This window comes from Streptococcus sp. IsoGale022 (assembly GCF_031142805.1).
Lineage (GTDB): Bacteria > Bacillota > Bacilli > Lactobacillales > Streptococcaceae > Streptococcus > Streptococcus sanguinis_A.
On sequence record NZ_JAKZJI010000001.1, the window covers coordinates 25,244 to 40,165 of the forward strand.

15 protein-coding genes are annotated in these 14,922 nt (G+C 42.3%); all 15 read left to right on the forward strand.

Annotation, left to right across the window (positions count from 1 at the left end; genetic code table 11):
• The first annotated feature begins 47 nt into the window (after positions 1-47).
• The 15 genes from dapA (at position 48) to RG608_RS00210 (ending at position 14,814) form a co-directional block, all read left to right on the forward strand.
• Positions 48-983, forward strand: a complete 936-nt coding sequence (gene dapA / locus RG608_RS00140) for a 4-hydroxy-tetrahydrodipicolinate synthase (RefSeq protein ID WP_002902934.1) — start codon at positions 48-50, stop codon at positions 981-983.
• A 59-nt stretch (positions 984-1,042) separates the two neighbouring features.
• Positions 1,043-1,642 carry a hypothetical protein gene (locus tag RG608_RS00145; RefSeq protein WP_268686733.1) on the forward strand — a complete coding sequence of 200 codons (600 nt, stop codon included), beginning with the start codon at positions 1,043-1,045 and terminating at the stop codon, positions 1,640-1,642.
• A 279-nt stretch (positions 1,643-1,921) separates the two neighbouring features.
• Positions 1,922-2,260 (forward strand): ATP cone domain-containing protein, encoded by a 339-nt coding sequence (locus RG608_RS00150; RefSeq protein WP_002895476.1) that lies wholly within the window; start codon positions 1,922-1,924, stop codon positions 2,258-2,260.
• Positions 2,261-2,401: 141 nt separating this feature from the next.
• Positions 2,402-3,253, forward strand: a complete 852-nt coding sequence (gene ylqF / locus RG608_RS00155) for a ribosome biogenesis GTPase YlqF (RefSeq protein ID WP_308946371.1) — start codon at positions 2,402-2,404, stop codon at positions 3,251-3,253.
• Positions 3,240-4,004, forward strand: coding sequence for a ribonuclease HII (locus tag RG608_RS00160; RefSeq protein ID WP_268686731.1), 765 nt, complete (start codon positions 3,240-3,242; stop codon positions 4,002-4,004). The genes ylqF and RG608_RS00160 overlap by 14 nt, the downstream gene beginning before the upstream one ends.
• A gap of 19 nt (positions 4,005-4,023) precedes the next feature.
• The gene (locus RG608_RS00165) at positions 4,024-4,587 is read left to right on the forward strand and encodes a sugar O-acetyltransferase (RefSeq protein WP_268686730.1); all 564 of its coding nucleotides are present in this window, start codon (positions 4,024-4,026) and stop codon (positions 4,585-4,587) included.
• A gap of 131 nt (positions 4,588-4,718) precedes the next feature.
• Positions 4,719-5,561 carry a DNA-processing protein DprA gene (gene dprA, locus RG608_RS00170; RefSeq protein ID WP_268686729.1) on the forward strand — a complete coding sequence of 281 codons (843 nt, stop codon included), beginning with the start codon at positions 4,719-4,721 and terminating at the stop codon, positions 5,559-5,561.
• Positions 5,562-5,645: 84 nt separating this feature from the next.
• The gene (gene topA, locus RG608_RS00175; RefSeq protein WP_268686728.1) at positions 5,646-7,739 is read left to right on the forward strand and encodes a type I DNA topoisomerase; all 2,094 of its coding nucleotides are present in this window, start codon (positions 5,646-5,648) and stop codon (positions 7,737-7,739) included.
• Between the two features lie 58 nt (positions 7,740-7,797).
• Positions 7,798-8,292 carry a phosphoribosylanthranilate isomerase gene (locus tag RG608_RS00180; protein WP_268686727.1) on the forward strand — a complete coding sequence of 165 codons (495 nt, stop codon included), beginning with the start codon at positions 7,798-7,800 and terminating at the stop codon, positions 8,290-8,292.
• 93 nt (positions 8,293-8,385) lie between these two features.
• Positions 8,386-9,720, forward strand: a complete 1,335-nt coding sequence (gene trmFO, locus RG608_RS00185; protein ID WP_268686726.1) for a methylenetetrahydrofolate--tRNA-(uracil(54)-C(5))-methyltransferase (FADH(2)-oxidizing) TrmFO — start codon at positions 8,386-8,388, stop codon at positions 9,718-9,720.
• Between the two features lie 115 nt (positions 9,721-9,835).
• Complete coding sequence (locus RG608_RS00190) at positions 9,836-10,660, forward strand: alpha/beta hydrolase (protein ID WP_268686725.1); 825 nt, start codon at positions 9,836-9,838, stop codon at positions 10,658-10,660.
• 32 nt (positions 10,661-10,692) lie between these two features.
• The gene (locus RG608_RS00195) at positions 10,693-11,433 is read left to right on the forward strand and encodes an esterase family protein (protein WP_268686724.1); all 741 of its coding nucleotides are present in this window, start codon (positions 10,693-10,695) and stop codon (positions 11,431-11,433) included.
• Positions 11,434-11,445: 12 nt separating this feature from the next.
• Positions 11,446-12,612 (forward strand): ATP-grasp domain-containing protein, encoded by a 1,167-nt coding sequence (locus tag RG608_RS00200; RefSeq protein ID WP_308946372.1) that lies wholly within the window; start codon positions 11,446-11,448, stop codon positions 12,610-12,612.
• A gap of 222 nt (positions 12,613-12,834) precedes the next feature.
• Positions 12,835-13,803, forward strand: coding sequence for a thiamine pyrophosphate-dependent dehydrogenase E1 component subunit alpha (locus RG608_RS00205; protein ID WP_002906568.1), 969 nt, complete (start codon positions 12,835-12,837; stop codon positions 13,801-13,803).
• 18 nt (positions 13,804-13,821) lie between these two features.
• Positions 13,822-14,814: an alpha-ketoacid dehydrogenase subunit beta gene (locus RG608_RS00210; protein WP_002900354.1), complete on the forward strand. Its 993-nt coding sequence runs from the start codon at positions 13,822-13,824 to the stop codon at positions 14,812-14,814.
• Positions 14,815-14,922: the final 108 nt, after the last annotated feature.

Here is a 14,922-nt window from a genome sequence, read left to right on the forward strand (position 1 = left end):
AATCGTTCTTTCAACCCTCTTTTCGTATAATAAAGAGAGGTAAGTTTATGGCGTATGCGGATCTGAAAAACTGTAAAATCATCACAGCTTTTATTACTCCTTTTCATGAAGATGGCTCCATCAATTTTGAAGCTATTCCAGACTTGATTGAGCACCTTTTGGCCCACCATACAGATGGGATTTTGCTGGCTGGAACAACTGCTGAAAGTCCAACCCTGACTCACGATGAAGAGTTGGAGTTATTTGCGGCAGTTCAAAAGGTTGTCAAGGGGCGTGTTCCTTTGATAGCCGGTGTCGGTACCAACGAAACGCGCGACTCTATCGAATTTGTCAAAGAAGTAGATGAATTTGGTGGTTTTGCAGCTGGTTTGGCCATCGTACCCTATTACAACAAACCTTCTCAGGAAGGGATGTATCAGCATTTTAAAGCCATTGCGGATGCTTCAAACCTGCCTATCATTATCTACAATATACCTGGCCGAGTAGTGGTTGAGATGACTCCTGAGACCATGCTGAGACTGGCAGAGCATCCAAATATTATCGGGGTTAAAGAATGTACTAGTCTGGCGAATATGGCCTATCTGATTGAACATCGTCCAGAGGAGTTTCTGATTTACACTGGTGAGGATGGCGATGCCTTTCATGCTATGAATCTGGGGGCTGATGGAGTTATTTCAGTTGCTTCTCACACAAACGGTGATGAAATGTTTGAAATGCTGGACGCTATTGAACACAATGACATCAAAAAAGCAGCAGCTATCCAACGGAAATTCATCCCTAAAGTCAATGCCCTTTTCTCTTACCCAAGTCCAGCTCCAGTCAAGGCAGTCCTCAATTACTTAGGATTTGCAGCTGGGCCAACCCGCTTACCACTTGTGCCGGCGCCCGAAGAAGATGCCAAACGTATTATTAAGGTCGTGGTTGATGGCGACTATCAAGCAACCAAAGAGACTGTTAAAGGTGTCCTGAGACCGGATTATTGATTGATGCAGCAGCCTTAGGAATGCCATAGATAAAAATAATTAAGAAAGAATTGAAAATTGTGACAGAAAAACATAGTGAACGAATTGAGGAGTATAAAGCTAAGCATAGACTGGAAAAACTTGAAGGTAAAAAAGTTTATGATAAGCCGGTTATTCGGACCGGTGATAAGGCAGGATGCTACGGTTCAGCATTGATTTTGCTTGGATTTGTTTTAGGAGTTATTTATTTACTTCTTATATTTATAACGGATTGGGATCTGAAACTTTTCTCTTTCATCTGGGAAACACTTGTTGCGTTAGGGATTGTTTTCAGCCTTTTTGGAGCTTTTAAAATCGGTCAGTTGGAGTTGCACAGTTTGTCAATGGTAGCTGATAAAGAGAAAAATTTTGAAATCGATAAAGCTTTCAATCTTTATAACATTATTCACAAACCAACAAAGAAAATTCTACTTCAATATGATAGTGAGGATGATAGTTTAATTTCTCTAAACGCTGGAGGAGAGTTATTAGTTGAGCTCTTAAAGAGAGTTGAAGAAGAGAAATTGTCATTTAAGCCTATTAACAAAACATTGATATTAGAAGAAGCGTCTGAAAATCACTGGAAAATGCACTATCGTTACAAAAGACAAGACATAACATTAGAGAAATCCGATACATAATGTTTGGATTGCTAAGTTAGTCGTCTTGACTTAAACTTAAAAGTGAATTCAGTATCTGATAGTTTATGAAAACCATAAAATGGATTGCCCAGAGCAGTCCTTTTATATAGTCTTTTAAGACTAAAGGAAAAAGAGGGCTTCTTTTGAAAAATATTGGAAAAAATTATATAATGTAAAAGTATGGTCTATTTTTGAGCAGACTATAGATAACTAGATTGACAGCAATCATGTTAGAGACATACATTAGATTAGAAATATATAATATAAAAGGAGTTTTTTATGCAAGTTATTAAACGGAGTGGTGAGGTTGTAGAATTTGACCCAGATAAAATTTATCAAGCGGTTTTAAAGGCGGCGCAGACAGTCTATGTGTTGACAGATGATTTGCGTCAGAATTTAGCGCAGGTTACAAAGAAAGTTGTTCTTGATTTGGAAGAAGCTAAGGTTGAGCGTGCGACGATCAGCATGATTCAGTCCATGGTTGAAAGCCGCCTTTTGGGTGCAGGCTATATTACCATTGCAGAGCATTATATTTCCTATCGCTTGCAGCGCGATTTAGAGCGCAATGGCTATGGAGATCATATCGCTGTACATCTGCATTTTGAGCAAGTGAGATAAAGTTAAAAAGCCTGCTAGGGCTTTTTTTGCTCTTGAGGTAGAGAGCGCCGCTTTAGCATTCACCCGCTTAAATCGTAGAAATATGTTAAAATAGTTAAAGATATAAAATTTTATCAATGATATTCGTTGAAAGGATAAATTATGGCAACGATTCAATGGTTTCCGGGGCATATGTCCAAGGCACGGAGACAGGTACAGGAAAATATTAAGTTTGTTGATTTTGTGACAATACTGGTTGATGCGAGGCTTCCTTTATCTAGTCAAAATCCTATGCTGACTAAGATTGTGGGCGATAAACCTAAGCTTTTGATTTTAAACAAGGCTGATTTGGCAGACCCTGTTCGGATTAAGGAATGGCAGAGCTATTTTGGAAGTCAGGGAATTCCGACTTTATCTATTAATTCCAAAGAGCAATCTGCTGTAAAAAAAGTGACAGATGCAGCTAAGAAACTTATGGCAGACAAATTGGCGCGTCAGAAAGAGAGAGGAATTCGCATCGAAACTCTGCGTACCATGATAATCGGTATTCCAAATGCTGGAAAATCAACCCTCATGAACCGCTTGGCTGGTAAGAAAATCGCTGTTGTTGGGAATAAACCGGGTGTGACCAAGGGTCAGCAATGGCTCAAGTCAAATAAAGACTTGGAAATCTTGGATACACCAGGAATTCTCTGGCCTAAGTTTGAAGATGAGACGGTTGCTCTCAAGCTTGCTCTGACTGGAGCTATTAAGGATAATCTGCTGCCTATGGATGAGGTGACGATTTTTGGCCTTAATTATTTTAAGGAGCATTATCCTGAGGAGCTAACAGCACGCTTCAAACAGCTGGATCTAAGTCAGGAAGCACCTGATATGATTATGGATATGACCCAAAAACTTGGCTTCCGCGATGACTATGATCGTTTTTACAGCCTTTTTGTCAAAGATGTCCGTGATGGCAAGTTAGGTCGTTATTGCTTGGACACGGTTGGAGAACTAGATGGCAACGATTAAAGAAATCCAGCAACGATTAGAGTTAGTGACTGATTTGGCTGATCCTTTTCTGGTAGAAGCATCGAATGATTTACGCAGTGGAGTTCAAAAGGCGATTGAAAAGCGTAAAAGAGCCATTCAGGCGGAGTTAGACGAGGAACTGCGTCTGGAGCAGATGTTACGGTATGAAAAAGAGCTTTATAAAGCCGGCTACCAAGCAATAGCTGGAATTGATGAAGTCGGCCGCGGCCCTCTAGCTGGACCAGTTGTCGCTGCAGCTGTCATCTTACCTCCAGGATGTAAAATTAAAGGGCTCAACGATAGTAAAAAAATTCCCAAGAAAAAACATCAAGAAATCTATCAGGCAGTTCTAGATAAAGCTTTGGCGGTCGGTATTGGCCTGATGGACAATGAGATTATTGACCAAGTCAATATCTATGAAGCGACTAAGCTGGCTATGAAAGAGGCTTTGTCTAAGCTTCGTCTCAAGCCAGATTATCTGCTGATTGATGCCATGAAACTGGATGTTGAGATTCCGCAAGAGTCCATCATCAAGGGCGATGCTAATTCGCTATCTATTGCAGCGGCCAGTATTGTTGCTAAGGTCACTCGGGATAAGCTGATGACAGACTATGACAAGGAATTTCCTGGCTATGATTTTGCGAAAAATGCAGGTTATGGGACCAAAAGTCATTTGCAAGGATTGGAACGAAATGGCGTAACTCCTATTCATCGCAAGACATTTGAACCCGTAAAATCAATGTGTGAATAAACATAAAAAGGAGGATGGCATGCGAAGCGAATACGAAAAAATGATTGCTGAAGAGATTTACCGACCACAAGATGAAGATTTAAGAAAAATTAGAGCCCGATCCAAAGAATTTCAATATCGTTTTAACCAAGAGCAAGACAGCGACAAGAGAAGTGCTATTATCAAAGAATGGTTTGGCAGCACAGGGGAGAATCTTGCTATGAAGCCAGATTTGGTTTGCGACTACGGAATTAACATTCATTTAGGAGAAAATTTTTGTTCTAACTGGAACCTGACTATGCTGGACGTTTGCCCGATTCGCATCGGAGACAATGCTATGCTTGGTCCAAATTGCCAGTTTCTGACACCTCTTCATCCACTTGATCCAGTGGAAAGAAATTCCGGTATTGAGTACGGAGCACCAATCACTATTGGTGATAATTTCTGGGCTGGCGGCGGTGTGACGATTCTGCCAGGTGTGACACTAGGGGATAATGTGGTTGTCGGAGCAGGAGCGGTTGTGACCAAGTCTTTTGGTGACAATGTAGTCTTGGCTGGTAATCCAGCACGAGTTATTAAGGAAATCCTTGTTCATAAAGAATAAAAGATGGGTTAAAGGCAATAGGCAAGGAGACCATCTATTGATAACACCAAATTTAATAGAATCGTAAAGAAGGAACTGTACTGCAGTTCTTTTTTTGAACTTTTTTACGAATAAGAAAGTGAGGTGAAAAAATGAATAATTTTGAGATTTATAAAATGAAAAAAGCTGGCTTGACCAATTATCAGGTTTTAAATGTTTTGAGATATGCCGAGAGCAGAGATGGCAAGCTTTCTCTGCGAGATAAGGCTGTCGTATCTGAGTGCCGCAATCCCGCTCTCTTTATAGAGAAATACAAGAGGCTTGATTTACCGGCTTTGAAGGAAGAATTTGAACTTTTCCCTTCCTTTTCTATCTTGGATGATATTTACCCTTGGGATTTATGCGAGATTTACGATGCTCCGACCTTGTTATTCTATCAGGGAAATCTAGATCTACTAGAATTGCCCAAGGCTGCGGTGGTTGGCAGTCGAGACAGCAGTAAGCAAGGAAATGCCTCTGTACAAAAGATTGTCAAGGAGCTAAATAATGAATTGGTTATCGTCAGTGGCCTAGCTCGTGGAATAGATACGGCAGCTCATATGGCTGCCCTGCAAAACGGAGGTCAGACTATTGCTGTCATCGGAACGGGATTAGATGTCTTTTATCCCAAGGCCAACAAAAAATTACAAGCTTACATTGGCAAAAATCATTTATTACTGACAGAGTATGGTCCAGGTGAACAGCCCTTGAAATTTCATTTTCCAGAGCGGAATCGTATCATCGCTGGTCTCTGTCGAGGCGTCATCGTGGCAGAAGCTAAGATGCGCTCAGGCAGCCTGATTACCTGTGAGCGAGCCATGGAAGAAGGGCGTGATGTCTTTGCTATTCCGGGGTCAATTTTAGACGGAAAATCTGACGGTTGTCACCATTTAATACAAGAGGGCGCAAAGTGCATCACATCGGGCTCTGACGTTCTTTCTGAGTTTGATTTTTAAAACAAGTTTTCCTATAAGAAAAGTTAGCAGTTGACATCTATCAAAAAATAGTTTAAACTCTATGAGATTTATTTCTTATAGAAGGTGTCTAAATTGGTAACAAAAACAAAGAAAAAGTCTACGACCAAGAAAAATCTTGTCATTGTAGAGTCGCCTGCTAAGGCAAAAACAATAGAAAAATATCTGGGACGAAACTACAAGGTTCTGGCCAGTGTCGGGCATATTCGTGACCTGAAAAAGTCTACTATGTCCATTGATTTTGAGAACAACTATGAGCCGCAATACATCAATATTCGTGGTAAAGGTCCGTTGATTAATGACTTGAAAAAAGAAGCGAAGAAAGCTAAGCAAGTCTTTCTGGCAAGTGACCCGGACCGCGAAGGAGAAGCTATTTCTTGGCATCTGGCTCACATTCTTAATTTGGATGAGAAAGAGAAAAACCGCGTCGTCTTTAATGAAATCACCAAAGATGCAGTCAAGAACGCTTTTAAAGAGCCACGACAGATTGATATGGATCTGGTCGATGCGCAGCAGGCTCGCCGGGTTCTGGACCGCTTGGTGGGTTATTCCATTTCTCCTATTCTTTGGAAGAAAGTCAAAAAGGGCCTGTCAGCTGGTCGGGTGCAGTCTGTCGCGCTCAAGCTAATTATCGACCGGGAAAATGAAATCAATGCCTTCAAACCAGAAGAATACTGGACAATTGACGGAACCTTCAAGAAGGGAACTCGTCAGTTTCAGGCCAGCTTCTATGGTATGAATGGCAAAAAGATGAAGCTGACAAATAACGACGAGGTCAAAGAAGTGCTTTCTCATCTCAAAGGAGATGATTTTATAGTCGACAGCGTTGAAAAGAAAGAGCGTCGACGTAATGCTCCGCTACCCTACACGACTTCCTCTATGCAGCAGGATGCCGCTAATAAGATTAATTTCCGGACTCGTAAGACCATGATGGTGGCTCAGCAGCTTTATGAGGGGATTAATATTGGTTCTGGCGTACAAGGTCTGATTACGTATATGCGTACCGACTCGACTCGTATCAGTCCAGTAGCGCAGAATGAAGCAGCAAGCTTTATCACGGATAAATTTGGCGCCAAATATTCCAAACATGGCAGCAAGGCTAAGAATGCTTCTGGAGCTCAAGATGCCCACGAGGCCATTCGTCCTTCCAGCGTTTTCAATACACCGGAAAGTATCGCAAAGTATCTGGATAAGGATCAACTTAAGCTCTATACGCTGATTTGGAACCGCTTTGTTGCCAGCCAAATGACTGCAGCAGTCTTTGATACTATGAATGTCAAGCTGGGGCAAAATGGTGTCCAATTTGCTGCCAACGGCAGTCAGGTCAAGTTTGATGGTTATCTGGCTATTTACAATGACTCTGACAAGAATAAAATGCTGCCAGACATGGAAAAGGGTGATACCGTCAAGCGTGTCAATACCAATCCAGAACAGCACTTTACCCAGCCACCTGCTCGTTATTCTGAAGCGACTCTCATCAAAACTTTGGAAGAAAATGGTGTTGGTCGTCCGTCTACCTATGCACCGACCATTGAAACTATTCAGAAACGATATTACGTTAAGCTGGTTTCCAAGCGCTTTGAGCCAACGGAACTAGGAGAGATTGTCAATTCTCTGATTGTCGAATTCTTCCCAGGCATCGTAAATGTGAAATTCACAGCAGAAATGGAAGCTAAACTAGATGATGTAGAAGTTGGCAAAGAGCAATGGCAGAAAGTTATTGACGAGTTTTATCAACCTTTTGAAAAGGAAGTGGCTAAAGCCGAAACTGAAATGGAGAAAATCCAAATCAAGGATGAGCCAGCCGGTTTTGACTGCGAGGTCTGCGGAAGTCCTATGGTTATCAAGTTGGGGAGATTTGGAAAATTCTACGCCTGCAGCAATTTCCCTGACTGCCGTCACACTCAGGCTATTGTCAAGGAAATCGGCGTGACCTGCCCGCAGTGTCAGAAGGGTCAAGTTATTGAGCGTAAGACTAAGCGAAATCGCATTTTCTACGGTTGTGATCGTTATCCAGACTGTGATTTTACATCTTGGGACAAGCCGGTTGGCCGGAACTGTCCAAAATGTGACCATTATCTGATTGAAAAGAAAGTTCGTGGTGGCGGTAAGCAGGTAGTCTGCAGCAATGGCGATTATGAAGAAGAAAAAGTGAAATAGTTATTTTTACATAATTTATATTACGTAAAATATATTTCTAAAAAAGAGGTGCAGTTTTATGACAGATAAATTTGGAGAATTTCTAAAAATCGCGTCCCAACTGAATAAGATGGGAATTGTTCCACTTCTGATGGGTTCTCTAGGTCTGGAGCAAGTTACTGGACAAGACTGGCAGGCGCGTGATATTGATATTCATGTTCATGGTGATGAGCGTGGCTGGGAAGCACCAGACGAAGAACGTATTTACGATATGGACAAGATTGAGCCTATGATGGAGCGCTTAGGCTATCGCTTAGTCGATCTGCACGAGCATGAATTTCAAAAAGAAGGCTTATCTATTGAATTTGGAGCCATGGAAACCTTGGAGGCATTCGCTGGTGTGCCGCTAGAGAAGTTGACTCGAAAAGAAGTTGAAGATGTTGAGTTTCTACTGCCGAATGCAGAGCAATTCTTAGCTATCTACCATGCTTCTTCCCAAGATTCTTACCGAAATGAAAATAACAATCATAAGGATTTTGCTAAGATTGCTTACTTGGAAAAAATGACAAAATGAGAGACATTCAGGAATTCTCCTGTCTGTCTTTTTTACTATCTTTTTGTTATAATGGTCAGAGTGAAAATCTAGAAATATCTAAGGGAGAGTATCATGTCATCATCCTATATCAATGTTATCGGTGCTGGTCTGGCTGGCAGTGAAGCAGCTTACCAGATTGCCAAACGTGGAATCCCAGTCAAAATCTATGAAATGCGGGGGGTTAAGTCAACTCCTCAACACAAAACTGCGGACTTTGCAGAACTGGTCTGCTCTAACTCTCTGCGAGGAGATGCGCTGACCAATGCAGTCGGTCTGCTCAAGGAAGAAATGCGACGATTGGACTCGGTTATTTTAAAATCTGCAGAAGCGACTCGGGTGCCAGCAGGTGGTGCTCTAGCGGTTGATAGAGAAGGTTTTTCTCAGATGGTAACGGAGCTAGTGACCAATCATCCATTGATTGAGGTCATTCGTGAAGAAATCACCGAAATTCCAGAGGATGCCATCACAGTTATTGCGACAGGACCCTTGACCAGCGATGCTTTGGCCGAAAAAATCCACGCGCTCAATGGGGGAGACGGTTTTTACTTCTACGATGCAGCAGCGCCAATCATCGATGTCAATACCATTGATATGACCAAGGTCTATCTCAAATCCCGCTATGATAAGGGCGAAGCTGCCTATCTCAACGCGCCAATGACTAAGCAAGAATTTATGGATTTCCATGATGCTTTGGTCAATGCTGAGGAAGCACCGCTCAATTCCTTTGAAAAAGAAAAATACTTTGAAGGCTGCATGCCAATTGAAGTTATGGCTAAGCGAGGCGTTAAAACCATGCTTTATGGACCAATGAAGCCAGTTGGTTTAGAATATCCAGATGACTACCAAGGGCCTCGTGACGGAGATTTTAAGACGCCGTACGCTGTGGTGCAGCTTCGTCAGGACAATGCAGCAGGCAGTCTTTACAACATTGTCGGCTTCCAAACTCATCTCAAGTGGGGCGAGCAAAAGAGGGTCTTTCAGATGATTCCTGGTCTTGAGAATGCAGAATTTGTCCGTTATGGTGTTATGCATCGAAACTCCTATATGGACTCTCCAAATCTGCTTGAACAGACTTTCCGCTCTAAGAAACAGCCAAATCTTTTCTTTGCAGGTCAAATGACTGGAGTTGAAGGCTATGTCGAATCAGCGGCTTCTGGTTTGGTTGCTGGTATCAATGCCGCTCGACTCTTCAAGGGAGAAGAAGCACTTGTTTTTCCAGAAACGACTGCTATTGGAAGTCTGCCTCATTATGTTACTCATGCTGACAGCAAGCATTTCCAACCCATGAATGTCAATTTTGGCATTATCAAAGAACTGGATGGCCCTCGGATTCGTGACAAGAAAGAGCGCTATGAGAAAATTGCTGAGCGAGCCTTGCAGGATTTACAGCCCTATTTGGATAAATAATCTATTTTCTATCATTATCTAATAAAAATCATCAAAAAGTTAGGAAATTCCTAACTTTTTTGCTTAATTTGTGATATAATAAATAAAAATTTTGAAAATAGAAAGTTTTCTGAAAATGAATAAATCCTATTTTTACCTTGAAATGAAAACACATGAGTTAGTTGTTCCTTATACCAAGCAGAAACGCCGTGTCCGCGTATTACTTCCAAAGAACTATAGTCAGGATACAAACAAGACCTATCCGGTCGTTTATTTTCATGACGGACAAAATGTTCTTTATAGCAAGGAATCTTTCAGCGGCCATTCGTGGAAGGTTATTCCGACAATCAAGCGTAATCCAGATATTGAAAAAATGATTGTCGTGGCTATTGACAACGATGGTCAAAGGCGGATGAATGAATACGCAGCTTGGAAGTTCCAAGAGTCCAATATTCCCGGTATTCAGTTTGGCGGCAAGGGAACGGAGTATGCGGAGTTTGTCATGGAAGTTGTCAAGCCTTTTATTGATCAGCATTATCGGACCAAGTCTGATCGGTTGCATACGGCTATGATTGGCTCTTCTCTTGGGGGAAATATCAGCCAGTTTATCGGTGTTGAATACCAAGATCAGATTGGCTGTCTGGGCATCTTTTCGTCTGCAAATTGGCTGCATCAGGAAGCCTTTGACCGTTATATTGAGAGAAAAAAACTTCAGGCAGACCAGCGAGTTTTCATTTACGTTGGGACGGAAGAGGCTGATGATACGGATAAAACATTGATGGCGGGCAATATCAAGCAGGCCTATATTGATTCATCGCTCAGCTATTTCCGGCAGTTACTTGTATCTGGGGTAGATTTGTCCAATATTCAGATTAAGATCCAGTCTGGAGCTATTCACAACGAGGTCGCTTGGGCGGAGCACTTGCCGGACTGTTTCCGTTTTATCGGCGAAAAATGGTAATCTAGTCAAACACTAAGAAAGAGGTAGAAACTATGCATGTAGAATTTTTAAGTCATTGGAGTGGCAATCTAGGTCGTGAAATGTATGTCAATCGCTATGGCCACTCTGGGCTCCCGATTATAGTCTTTGCATCATCAGGCGGCAGCCACAATGAGTATGCTGACTTTGGCATGATTGAGGCCTGCGCTGGCTTTATTGAGGCCGGTAAGGTCCAGTTTTTCACTCTCAGCAGTGTTGATAGTGAGAGCTGGCTGGCGGACTGGAAGCATCCTCACGACCGAGCAGAAATGCATCGTGCCTATGAGCGTTATGTCATTGAAGAGGCGATTCCTTTCGTAAAGCATAAGACGGGCTGGTTTGACCCTATGATGACGACAGGCTGCTCCATGGGAGCTTATCATGCTGTTAATTTCTTCCTGCAGCATCCAGATGTTTTCAATAAAGTGATTGCCCTCAGTGGTGTCTATGATGCACGTTTCTTTGTCGGTGACAATTTGAATGACGAAGTCATTTATCAAAACTCGCCAGCTGACTATATCTGGAACCAAAATGATGGCTGGTTTATTGACCGCTATCGACAGGCGGATATTATCGTTTGTACTGGCTTGGGCGACTGGGAGCAGGATGGCCTTCCTTCCTTCTACACGCTGAAAGAGGCTTTTGAGCATAAGAATATTCCAGCTTGGTTTGCTGAATGGGGCCATGATGTTTCCCACGACTGGATTTGGTGGCGTAAGCAAATGCCGTATTTCCTTAATGAACTCAATCTTTAAAGGAGGTTTCCTATGAATTATATCGTTATTTCTCCCTACTATCCGCAAAATTTTCAGCACTTTACTGTAGAGCTGGCTAATAAAGGAATCACTGTTCTGGGAATCGGTCAGGAGCCTTATGACCAGCTAGACCAGCCTTTGAAGGATTCATTGACTGAATATTTCAGAGTAGAAAATCTTGAAAATCTTGACGAAGTCAAAAGAGCTGTTGCCTTTCTTTTCTACAAGCATGGATCTATTGATCGGATTGAGTCTCATAACGAATACTGGCTGGAACTGGACGCTGAGTTGCGTGAACAATTCAATGTCTTTGGAGCAAAACCAAAAGACTTGAAAAAGACCAAGTTCAAATCAGAGATGAAAAAACTCTTTAAAAAAGCAGGCGTTCCAGTCGTACCTGGTCAGATTGTCAACACAGAAGCGGGTGCTGATTTGGCTGTCAAGAAACTTGGTCTGCCTTTGATTGCCAAGCCTGATAATGGAGTGGGAGCAGCTGCGACCTTTAAATTGGAAACAGCAGAAGATGTCGAACGATTCAAGCAAGAATGGGATCATCAGACGGCTTATTTCTTTGAAAAGTTTGTCCAGTCTGGCGAAATCTGCACCTTTGATGGTTTGGTAGACAAGGACGGTCAGATTGTCTTTTCAACCACCTTTGACTATGCGCATACACCGCTGGATTTGATGCTGTATAAGATGGACAATTCTTACTACGTTCTCAAGAATATGGATCCAAAGCTGCGTGCTTATGGAGAAGCGATTGTCAAAATCTTCGGCATGAAAGAACGCTTTTTCCATATTGAGTTCTTCCGTGAGGGTGATGATTATGTAGCCATTGAGTACAATAACCGTCCAGCAGGCGGCTTTACCATTGATGTCTATAATTTCGCTCACTCAATCGATCTTTACAGAGGCTATGCAGCGATTGTAGCAGGAGAGCCTTTCCCAGCTACCCACATGGAGCCCCTGTTCTGTCTGGCAACCTCGCGCCGTGCATCAACGAACTATGCTTACCCTGAGGCTGACTTGCTGGAGAAATACAGAGATAACTTCAAGGTTAAGAAAGACATGCCAGCCGCATTTGCGGAGCTGCAAGGTGACTACCTCTATATGCTGACAATACCAAGCCGCGAGCAGATGGAGCAGATGATTGCAGACTTTGCTAAACAGGCTGACTAATCAGAGGCATGCTCTGCTATTATTTTCGTATAACAGTTTCAAAATAGTAAAAACTACTCTAGCACAAAAAGTTTGTGAAATTTCTATTTTGGCGTCGGAAACCAGTTTATCCAATGGATTGACTGGTTTTTCTTTGTGAAATATAAGTGAGCAAAAGTTTTGACAGTGCTTACAGCTTTAGATAGAATTAAATAGAAGAATTATGCTTAGAAAGGCAAAAAAATGGCAACTTTAGATAAAGATCTTTTGTTAGAGATGTTCCGTAAGATGGAAGAAATCCGTCGTATGGACTTAAAAATTGCTCAACTTGTAAAAAAAGGAAAGGTTCCTGGAATGACTCACTTCTCAGTGGGTGAGGAAGCAGCCAATGTCGGTGCTATGCTGGCCTTAAATGAGGATGATTTGCTGACTTCTAATCACCGGGGACACGGTCAAGCTATCGCCAAAGGAATCAACCTCAATGAAATGATGGCGGAAATCCTAGGAAAATACACTGGGACCTGTAAAGGAAAAGGCGGTTCTATGCACATTGCTGACCTAGATGCTGGAAACCTTGGTGCCAATGGTATCGTAGGTGGAGGCATGGGAATCGCTGTCGGAGCAGCTCTGACCCAGCAAATGCAGAAGACAGGCAAGATTGTTGTCTGCTTCTTTGGAGACGGGGCTACCAACGAAGGCGTCTTCCACGAAGCTGTCAACATGGCTTCTATCTGGAATTTACCAGTTATTTTCTATTGTATCAATAACGGCTATGGTATTTCTGCTGACATCAAGAAAATGACCAACGTAGAGCATATCCACGAGCGCAGCGCAGCCTATGGCATTCCTGGTATGTTCATCGAAGATGGAAATAATGTTTTGGATGTCTATGAAGGCTTCCAAAAAGCTGTAGAGCATGTTCGCAGCGGTAAAGGACCTGTCTTGATTGAGAGCGTCACTTATCGTTGGTTGGGACACTCTTCTTCTGACCCAGGTAAATACCGTACTCGTGAAGAAGTAGAAGAATGGAAGAAAAAAGATCCAATCGAAAATCTTCGTAAATATTTGCTTGAAAACAAGATTGCAAGCGAGGAAGAGCTGGAAGCTATCCAAGCTGGAGTCAAAGAAGCAGTAGAAGCATCTGTGAAGTTCGCAGAAGAAAGCCCGTTCCCGCCGCTTGAATCTGCCTTTGAAGATATTTACGCAGACTAAAGAGAGGAGAAAAAGAAAATGGAAACTAAAACTATGTCTTTTCGTGACACCATTATCCTCGCTATGTCTGAGGAAATGCGTCGCGATGAAAATGTACTCTTGATGGGAGAAGATGTCGGAGTCTTTGGTGGAGATTTCGGAACATCTGTTGGTATGCTGGAAGAGTTTGGACCTGAGCGTGTGCGTGACTGTCCGATTTCTGAAGCAGCTATTTCTGGAGCAGCAGCTGGAGCAGCTATGACAGGGCTTCGTCCAATCGTAGATATGACCTTTATGGACTTCTCAGTAATTGCCATGGATGCTATTGTTAACCAAGCCGCTAAAACTCGTTATATGTTTGGCGGAAAAGGCCAAGTGCCAATGACTGTCCGCTGTGCAGCAGGTAATGGAGTTGGTTCTGCCGCTCAGCACTCACAGTCTTTGGAATCTTGGTTTACCCACATTCCAGGTCTTAAGGTAGTCGCTCCAGGAACTCCGGCAGATATGAAGGGTCTCCTTAAGGCTTCTATCCGAGACAACAACCCGGTCATTATCCTGGAATACAAGTCTGAATTTAACCAAAAAGGCGAAGTGCCACTGGATCCTGAATATGTAATCCCACTTGGTGTAGGTGAAATCAAAAAAGAAGGTACCGATGTAACAGTTGTTACCTACGGAAAAATGCTTCGCCGTGTCATGCAGGCAGCTGAAGAATTAGCAGAAGAAGGTATCTCTGTAGAAGTGGTTGACCCACGTACATTGGTGCCGCTTGATAAGGATATTATCATCAATTCTGTTAAGAAGACCGGAAAGGTCGTTTTGGTTAATGATGCCCACAAAACTAGCGGTTTCATTGGTGAAATTTCAGCGATTATTTCTGAGTCTGAAGCATTTGACTATCTAGATGCTCCAATCCGCCGTTGTGCAGGTGAAGATGTGCCGATGCCTTATGCACAAAACTTGGAAAACGCGATGATTCCAACTGTTGAAAGCATTAAAGACGCTATTCGGAAGACATATCATAAAGAATAAGGTATAATAAAGAAAAGGCCTTCTTATGAATTAGATTACATAAATTATTTTATGTAATCTAATCTTGTGTAGAGGGTCAAAGTAGCTAAAATTTTACTAATTACAGAC